At 40.4% G+C, this 769-nt stretch carries 2 protein-coding genes; both read right to left on the reverse strand.

Going from position 1 to position 769, the window contains the following annotated elements; genetic code table 11:
• The coding region (locus A3738_RS02590) for a hypothetical protein (RefSeq protein WP_068763327.1) at nt 1–334 on the reverse strand (334 nt) is incomplete at its 3' end.
• 79 nt (nt 335–413) lie between these two features.
• On the reverse strand, nt 414–769 hold a 356-nt coding region (locus tag A3738_RS02595; protein ID WP_231876506.1), incomplete at its 5' end, for a hypothetical protein.

The raw sequence follows: 769 nt of genomic DNA on the forward strand, positions 1-769 counted from the left end.
TAAGTGACAAGTGAATGGCAATTGTTGATATCTGTACGCCAGCTAAGTAAGCGGCCGTAACTGATAAAAGCAAGAAAAAGTCCAAGCCTTGAAGTTTTGAAAAACCAGTAAAAGCACAAAAAATAAGTGAAATAGCTGATCCGACCCAAACGAATAAAAATACGGGATGATTATCTTGAATCACTCGATCTGTGACTTGAAAAGCCTTAATAAACTGTTTGTCTTCTAAGTTTTTTATTCCGGGCATTATGACGATTGCGTAAGCGAATAGGAGCCCCGCAACCAGCGAGCATAGTAATGTACATAAAGCTAACATGACATCAAAAATACTCATTATTCATATTTCCCAGCTTTAGAGTCTAACGCCTCAAACTGAGGCCGCGGTCCGCAGCTTTGACTGGTTAAGGGGATTGTTAATCAACATATGACGCTCTCCGGACATAATCACAGAACTGCTCAAGTGCAGACTCATATTCGTCTTTACTACCACTAGCCTTCAAAGCTAATACATTCTGCTTTAAAAGCGCGCCTTCTACTATTGCGAGTTTATTCGGATAGCCAAGGTAGAACTGTTCTTGCAGTAATACTGAAGACATTCTAAGTCGCACAATATCGATTTTACTTTCAATCTCCAGGGCTTCTTCAACCACATTAATCTGGGAATCATGAGCTTTGGAAATGAGGTCCGGAATTTCCTTTTGAAGGCTTTCCAGTGCACTGAGTGCCTCTTTCATGGTGTACCGATTTTCACCAATAACTAAGTCATGCT

Source organism: Oleiphilus sp. HI0066 (assembly GCF_001635725.1).